This is a genomic window from Prevotella sp. OH937_COT-195, from assembly GCF_003932845.1.
Classification (GTDB): domain Bacteria; phylum Bacteroidota; class Bacteroidia; order Bacteroidales; family Bacteroidaceae; genus Prevotella.
Genome location: NZ_RQZH01000159.1, coordinates 1 through 426, shown reverse-complemented (window position 1 = coordinate 426; position 426 = coordinate 1). Strand labels below are relative to the sequence as shown.

The window sequence follows — 426 nt, the reverse complement described above, 5'->3', positions numbered from 1 at the left end:
CACCACCCCATAGTGCCTTTCCCACTCTTGGCAATCCCCTTAAATACTTTATTGAAGTATCGCCTTACATTATGGCACACCGGTATCATGGTGCTGTCAACGAACGTTATACCCGTACATTTGCCGAAGGCACAGAGTCTCATAAATAACATCATCTTAAAGAATACACGGGGCATGAGTCCTACAAAACGATTATGGGAGACGGCTGCCGGGAATTCATGTTTGAGCCGGCCACGGATACAATTCTGATAATACTCCTTAAAATTACGATATGTACCGAAATGATAGCACACGAGGATGGTCATGATTTCACTTTCAGAAAGCCTTCCCTTACGATTCCTGCAACGTTTTCCATTGCTATTATAGGAAGGTAAACATAGGTTTTTACTCAGTTCAACATTCAAATTCTTGTCAAACTCATCAATA

At 41.5% G+C, this 426-nt stretch carries 1 protein-coding gene; it reads right to left on the bottom strand.

The genetic code is table 11. The features are described from left to right. Positions 1–425 (bottom strand): transposase (locus EII32_RS11720; protein WP_317125338.1); only part of this gene is annotated, 425 nt, incomplete at its 3' end. Position 426 lies beyond the last annotated feature (1 nt).